Origin of the sequence: uncultured Dialister sp. (assembly GCF_900538805.1) — a bacterium.
Taxonomy (GTDB): domain Bacteria; phylum Bacillota; class Negativicutes; order Veillonellales; family Dialisteraceae; genus Dialister.
On record NZ_UPZP01000104.1, the window covers coordinates 1 to 7,242 of the forward strand.

Consider the following 7,242-nt stretch of genomic DNA (forward strand, 5'->3'; position numbering starts at 1 on the left):
AAGGTTACCCTTTTTTAAGAAAAAACAATAAATTTCTTCAAAAAAAAGACTTGACATATGACCAGAATACTGAGCCGCAGGCGAAGAATCTCGGTACGCGCCGCAGTTGAGAAAATCGGCAATAAATACCGGTCGGCGGGAAGGCTGCCGATTGGCAGTCCGGGCAGCGGAGAGTGTCTTTTCGGCTTGCAGCGTAGTACACCCCTGCGCCACTTCGTGGCCCTCTTCCCCTCAAGGGGCCGCAAGACGTTACGGGATTAGCCTTTGTGTCACCAGTGGTACATTTCGGAGAGCCAAAGCCTTCTTCCTCTGGAAGAAGGTGTCGCCGCAGGCGACGGATGATAGCGGATTTTCGTAGAAAATCCGAGGCCCCGCAGGGGCCTATTTTGAAGAAAAGTAGTCTGCTTAATATCCGGACCTATCCTCAGGGCTCCGCCCAGCTCCTTTCTGAGAAAGGAGCCTGCATTACGGGCTATCCTCCCCGCCCGTCATTCTGAGCCGCAGGCGAAGAATCTTGGTACGTGCCGCAGCTGGGGAAATCGGCAATAAATACCGGTCGGCGGAAGGAACTTATTGGCAGTCAAACCACAAATTTCCAGTGTCCCTCAAAATTTTCCCGACCACTTTTTGAAATTGACCAGGAACCGAAAATTTATCTGTTCCTGCCTTTTCCATGGTATAATAAGAAAGATTTATTTTTTGTAGAAAGAGACATGACCATGAACGAATCCATATACGGCGCCTGGAAGGACGCGCTGCCCCAAGTCCTCCATTTTGTCGTTTCCCAAATTGAAGATTTCAGTGAAAAGCGGAAGGAAGAGACCGGGGAAGCGGCCTATGAGCACCTGATTTACCGCATCAAGTCGGAGGACAGCATGCGGGAGAAATGCCGCCGGAAAGGTCTTCCGGAAAGCGCTGCCTCCGCCCTCTATGACATCCACGATGCCATAGGCATCCGCATTGTGTGCTGCTTTCTCAATGATATTTACGAAAATATCGATTTCATCCGCTCCATCCCCGGCTGCACCATTGTAAAGGGTAAGGACTACATCAAAAACGCCAAGCCCAACGGTTACCGCAGCTACCACCTGATTATCGAGCTGGAGGCGCCTTTTGAAGACGTGAAGGGACGAAACCCCGGCCATTTCTTTGTGGAAATCCAGCTCCGCACCATAGCCATGGATTCCTGGGCCAGTCTGGAGCACCAGATGAAGTACAAAAAGGACATTAAAAATCCGGAGATGATTACCAGGGAACTGAAGCGCTGCGCCGATGAGCTGGCATCCTGCGACCTGTCCATGCAGACCATTCGGAACCTTATCCGCCAGGAACACTGATGATTGTTGAAATAAAGGAGAACCTATGCGTATACTGCTTGCTGAAGATGAAAAAGATATGGCCGACGTGCTGATTGCCATTATGAAACACCAGGGCTTCGATGTGGACTGGGCGGAAAACGGTGCCGTGGCAGTGGATTTGGCTGCCCGCACCAATTATGACTGCATGGTCTTTGATATCATGATGCCCGTGAAGGACGGCATTACCGCCCTGAAGGAAATCCGCGCCGCCGGTGATGTGACGCCGGTCATCATGCTTACCGCCAAGTCCGAAGTGGACGACCGCATCACAGGCCTTGACTCCGGCGCCGACGACTACCTCACTAAACCCTTTGCCATCGGGGAACTTTTGGCCCGCATCCGCTCCCTCACCAGAAGGGGAAGGGATTTCACTCCCTCCACCCTCTCCGCCGGTTCCACCAGCCTTGACACGGAGGAACAGGAGCTGTCCGCCCATAATTCCATTCGCCTTTCCGGCAAGGAAACAAAACTTATGAAGCTCTTCATGCTTCATGAAGGGAAAAACCTGTCCACGTCCTACATTTTCCAGAAAATCTGGAGCGGTGAAAAAGGAGTGGATGAAAGCGTGGTGTGGATTTATATTTCGTACCTTCGGGAAAAGCTCTCCGCCATTAATTCGGACCTTGCCATTACCGGAGAAGAGGGAAAAGATTTCAAACTGACCGTCCGGGAGGGCTAGTATGAATCTTATCAAAAAACTGCGCCGCCGGTTCATCCTTCTGGCCACCCTGGCGGTATTCATCATCGTGGCAGGCGCCCTTGGCCTCATCAACATGATGGGCTTCTACGCCATGCGGGAGCACTGCCTGGACACCATGACCTACATCACCCAGAACGGCGGCACCATGCCCTCCCGCTACCGCCCGGACACCACCGGCTCCTGGGGAAAGGATTTCTTCCCCGGCATCACCTGGCCGGAGGATACGCCGGAATTTGCCTACCAGACACGATACTTCTCCCTCCGCCTGGACAGCAGCAGTCACATCACCGCGGTAAACGTGAAAAATATCGTAGCCTTTTCCGAAGAGCAGGCCGTGGAATTTGCCAAAACCGCCCTCTCCTCCCCTTTGGACAGCGGTTTCCTGCAGAAAAATAAAGCCCGTTACGGCTTCATGAAGACCACCCTCTCCGACGGCGGCACCCTCCTTGTCATTCTGGACTGCACCCGCGAATTTTCCGACGTCCACACCTTCCTGTCCTATTCCGTGTGGTTCGGCTTCATCTGCATCGTCCTCTACGTCATTATCTTCGCCTTCCTCTCCAACCGGGCCATTGCCCCCTTCGTGAGAAATCTGGAAAACCAGAAACGGTTCATCACCAACGCCAGCCACGAGCTGAAAACACCGCTGGCCATTATTTCCGTGAACGCGGAAGCCATGGAAATGATGAACGGAAAGAACCAATGGACCGAAGGCATCATCAAACAGGTGCGCCGCATGTCCGGCCTCATCAGCCACCTCATCCTCCTTTCCAAGGCAGGAGAAGCCACCAAAGCCCAGCTGCAGTTTGTTTCCTTCTCCGTGAAAGACATGTGCAGCCGCCTGAAGGAGGACTTCGACCTTCTGGCCAAAGACCAGGGAAAGACTCTCAACCTTTCCGTAGAAGAGGGGCTTACTGCAAAAAGCGATGAAAAATACCTTTCTGAAATCCTCCATATCCTCCTGGACAACGCGGTGAAATACTGCGACGATAAGGGTACCATCCTTCTTTCCGCCGAAAAAGGGAAGAAAAAGGATACCCTCCGCCTTGCCGTATCCAACGACTACAAAGACGGCAAAGACGTGGACTACAGCCGCTTCTTTGAACGGTTCTACCGAAACGACGAATCCCACAACAGCAAAAAATCGGGCTACGGCATAGGCCTCTCCATAGCCCGGGAACTCTCCGCCCTCCTCTCCATCCCTCTCACCGTGGAGTATAAGGACGGAAGGATTGCCTTTGTATTGACGGTAAAGATGAAATAGGGAAAGGGTTCTGAAGAGATAAAAGGTTCTTAAGATTGACCGGCCTTTAGCCGGAGGGTTCTAAGGTTTGACAGCGCTAACGGTCAGTCGATTAAAAAGAAGGCCCTTCTTAATTCTCGTTGCCCCTTGAGGGGCCATAGGGTGTACGAGGGTAAGATTGATAATGTTGCTCCATTGCTGCTCTACGCAGGGCCAACTTCGACTGACTTGCACATTCTATGCAGAATGTGCACAGGCTGAGGGTTGTGGTGGCGGCTGCATGGACACGCCCTGCGGGCGTGAGGGTTCAGAAGGTTCAAAGGGTTAAGAAGGTTCAGAGGGGAAGGTATCGCCTTCGGCGATAAGTTTTATATTTCGCTTCGCGAAATGGAAAACCAAACAACCGCCCTGCGGGCGTAAAAAAACAGGCCAACCGGGCTTCGCCCGATGGAAATGCACCCCTCCTACGGCGGTACTTCTCCTAAAGGGAAGCATGTCACTGGATTCTCAGTCGTCTACGACTCCCTACGAATCCAGTTCCTTTGCCACCCCGGAGGGGGAAGTTTTCTTGCCGCTATACATTGAGCAGCTTAAGTTAGCACTAAGGGACAAGTAGAGCAAATCTGCCCCTTCGGGGAAGACGCCGCCGCAGGCGGCAGAAGGGGTGCATTTTCACGGGCGCCAGCCCGGTTAGCTTGTTTTCCCACGGGCGTTAGCCCGGTTGTATGGTTTTTACTAGCCCACCAGTTCACTAGCACGCTAGCACACTACACCGGTTTTATTTATACTGGCGGCGCAGCCGCCCACCTTCCCCTCTGAACCCTCTGCACCTTCTGAACCTTTTGAACCCGGACTGCCGAAGGCAGCCCTTTTCCTTGACATCTCCTTTCTCAGGTAGTATTCTTTCTTTTGGAAGATATGTCTGTACCGGCCTCATAGGGGCATCTCCATTCGGGAGAGCTTGAAATGACATGGACAGGCAGGCCTTTGGAAAGAATTTCTTGTGATGGCTGCGTAGTATCCCCAGGGAGCTTCAGCAGCTGCAGAGGGGAAAAGATTTCGGCCCATATTTTCCAAAAAAATTCATATCGCTTGGATTGTAATAACCGAGACGAATGCAGAGATTTCAAACAGCGGGCATCCTTTTCGGGTGCCCTTTTTGATTCCCGGGGCGCTGACTGCAGAGCAGCAGTTTTCTGGTGACGTAAAAAAGACGCATTCCCTTTGGAGTGCGCCTTTTTTGTTGAAATCCTGTCCCGTTGTTGCAGAAAAGCAGTAGGGAGTATCTCCCGGGAAGGATGGCAGAAAATGATTCTTTGCCGCAAAATCAGTGAATTGAAAGAGTTTGTCCACCAGTGTAAAAAGGAAGGAAAGACCATCGGTCTTGTCACCACCATGGGTGCCCTTCACGAGGGCCATGCATCCCTCATCAAAGCGGCCCATGCGGAAAATGACGTCACCATTACCACGGTTTTCGTGAACCCCACCCAGTTCGGTCCCAACGAGGACTATGCCAAGTATCCAAGGACTCTGGAGCATGACATGAAGATTGCGGAAGCTGCCGGTGCAGACCTTCTCTTTGCTCCTACGCCGGAGGAAATGTACCCCCACAAGGACCCCACATGGGTAGAAGTGTGCGGTCCCATTACGAAGGTCCTCTGCGGCAGGACCCGCCCCATCCATTTCAGAGGAGTTGCTACGGTGTGCACCAAATTCTTCAACCTCACCGAATGCGACCGCGCCTACTACGGCCTGAAGGACGCCCAGCAGACCCAGGTGCTTCAGCGTATGGTGGAGGACCTTTTCATGAATGTCACCCTCCGCATCATGCCTATCGTCCGTGAAGCAGACGGCCTGGCCAAGAGTTCCCGGAACGTATACCTGTCGCCGGAAGAACACAAGGCGGCCCTGGTGCTCTCCAGAAGTCTGAAGCACGCCAAGGAAGCCTTTGACAAGGGAGAAAGAAGCAAGGAGAAATTAATTTCCCAGGTCACCGATGAAATCAAAGAAGAGCCTATGAGCGACATTGATTACGTAGAAATGTACGGCATGCCGGGCCTTACGGAAATCAAAGACACCGTGACAGGCAAAGCCCTTCTGGCTGTGGCTGTGAAATTCGGCAAAACAAGACTCATTGATAATGTAGTACTGGAGGCGGAATAATGACCTATACCATGATGCACGGCAAAATCCACCGCGCCACTGTAACCGAAGCCAATCTGGAATACATGGGAAGCATTACCATCGACGAAGACCTCATGGATGCCGCCGGCATTCTTCCCGGCGAAAGGGTGCAGATCTGCAACAACAACAACGGCGCCCGCCTGGAAACCTATACCATTCCCGGCAAGAGAGGAAGCGGCGTCATCTGCCTGAACGGCGCCGCCGCCCGCTGCACCGCCATAGGCGATGTGGTCATCATCATCGCCTATGCCCAGATGGATGAAAAAGAAGCCCGCACCTTCGTGCCGAAGGTGGTCATGGTGGACGAGAAAAACCATCCCCTGAAGACAAGAGGCGCCGAAAAAGAAAGGGAAATCGGCTGATTTCCGGTCCCCTTCCTTCCGGACATTCCGTGAAGGATGCTCCCGGAAGGAAATATGTCCACAAAGGAGTTTCCTATGCTCGATAAAATCATCCGTATCTGTACCCGCTACATGGCGGTGGGCGTCATACTGGCCGGCATTTTCGGCATATTCTTCCCCTCCGTCATGAAGCCCCTTTCCCCCTACATACCCATCATGCTGGGCATCATCATGTTCGGCATGGGCATGAGCCTTTCGCCCAAAGATTTCCAAAACGTATTCCGGCAGCCTAAGAACGTGGCTCTGGGAAGCTGTCTCCAGTTCATCATCATGCCGGCCCTGGCGGCTGTCCTCATCAAGATTTTCGCCCTGCCCCCTGCCATCGCCATCGGCGTGGTACTGGTGGGCTGCTGCCCCGGCGGCACCGCGTCCAATGTGATTTCCTACATTGCCCACGCCGACGTGGCCCTTTCCGTTTCCATGACCATGGTGAACACCATCCTGGCTCCCTTCGTCACACCATTCCTCATCTGGCTCATCGCCGGCGCCTGGGTGGATATCAGCTTCACCGCCATGATGATGTCCATCATCAAAATGGTGCTCCTCCCCCTGCTCATCGGCGTAGGATTCAACTACTTCTTCCCAAGGCAGGTGTCCAAAGTGACTAAGGTGATGCCCATGCTCTCTGCCCTCGTCATCATCTTCACCGTAGGTTGCGTGGTGTCCCTCTCCGGCCGCACCATCCTGGATAACGGCCTCATCATCCTGGCCGTGGTCATCCTCCACAACCTGGGCGGCATGGCCCTGGGCTTCTTCTGCGCAAAGAAATTCGGCATGAGCAAAGCCCAGATCCGCGCCATGTCCATCGAAGTGGGCATGCAGAACTCCGGCCTCGCCTCCACCCTGGCCCTCATGTACTTCACCGCCGCCGGCGGCATCGCCGGTGCCATCTTTTCCGTATGGCACAACGTCTCCGGCTCCCTCTTCGCCTCCTGGTGTGTAGGACGGGATGAGGAAGAATTGGAAACCAAGCCGGCCGTGCAGGTGCAGGTGAAATAATTTTATGCAATAAAAACAGTGTCCTCCTTTACGGGACACTGTTTTTTGCTGGAAAAAGTTCAGAGGGGATGGTATCGCCATTGGAGCCACTGCGTGACAGGGTTCAAAGGGTTCAGAAGGTTCAAAGGGTTCAGAGGGGGAAGGTATCGCCATTGGAGCCACTGCGTGGCAGGGTTCAAAGGGTTCAGAAGGTTCAAAGGGTTCAAAGGGTGTGGTATCGCCCTGGCGGGCGATGAGTTTTATAATTTCGCTTCGCGAAATGGAAAACCAAACAACCGCCCTAGGGAAGCGCTGATTAAATCGTTATCGGATTTCATTCTTGGATTTTTATCCAATGCAAGGAATAAGTCGACGCGA

At 53.1% G+C, this 7,242-nt stretch carries 6 protein-coding genes; all 6 read left to right on the top strand.

The window, feature by feature from the left end:
* Positions 1-719: 719 nt before the first annotated feature.
* The 6 genes from QZQ29_RS08150 (at position 720) to QZQ29_RS08175 (ending at position 6,885) form a co-directional block, all read left to right on the top strand.
* Entirely contained in the window at positions 720-1,337 is a 618-nt protein-coding gene (locus QZQ29_RS08150; protein WP_296962191.1) for a GTP pyrophosphokinase family protein, read from the top strand.
* 25 nt (positions 1,338-1,362) lie between these two features.
* Positions 1,363-2,037: a response regulator transcription factor gene (locus tag QZQ29_RS08155; protein WP_296962193.1), complete on the top strand. Its 675-nt coding sequence runs from the start codon at positions 1,363-1,365 to the stop codon at positions 2,035-2,037.
* A 1-nt stretch (position 2,038) separates the two neighbouring features.
* Complete coding sequence (locus tag QZQ29_RS08160) at positions 2,039-3,322, top strand: HAMP domain-containing sensor histidine kinase (RefSeq protein ID WP_296962196.1); 1,284 nt, start codon at positions 2,039-2,041, stop codon at positions 3,320-3,322.
* A 1,287-nt stretch (positions 3,323-4,609) separates the two neighbouring features.
* Complete coding sequence (panC, locus tag QZQ29_RS08165; protein WP_296962198.1) at positions 4,610-5,464, top strand: pantoate--beta-alanine ligase; 855 nt, start codon at positions 4,610-4,612, stop codon at positions 5,462-5,464.
* Positions 5,464-5,847 (top strand): aspartate 1-decarboxylase, encoded by a 384-nt coding sequence (gene panD, locus QZQ29_RS08170; RefSeq protein WP_291057024.1) that lies wholly within the window; start codon positions 5,464-5,466, stop codon positions 5,845-5,847. The genes panC and panD overlap by 1 nt, the downstream gene beginning before the upstream one ends.
* Positions 5,848-5,922: 75 nt before the next feature.
* Positions 5,923-6,885 carry a bile acid:sodium symporter family protein gene (locus QZQ29_RS08175; RefSeq protein WP_296962203.1) on the top strand — a complete coding sequence of 321 codons (963 nt, stop codon included), beginning with the start codon at positions 5,923-5,925 and terminating at the stop codon, positions 6,883-6,885.
* The last annotated feature ends 357 nt before the right edge of the window (positions 6,886-7,242 follow it).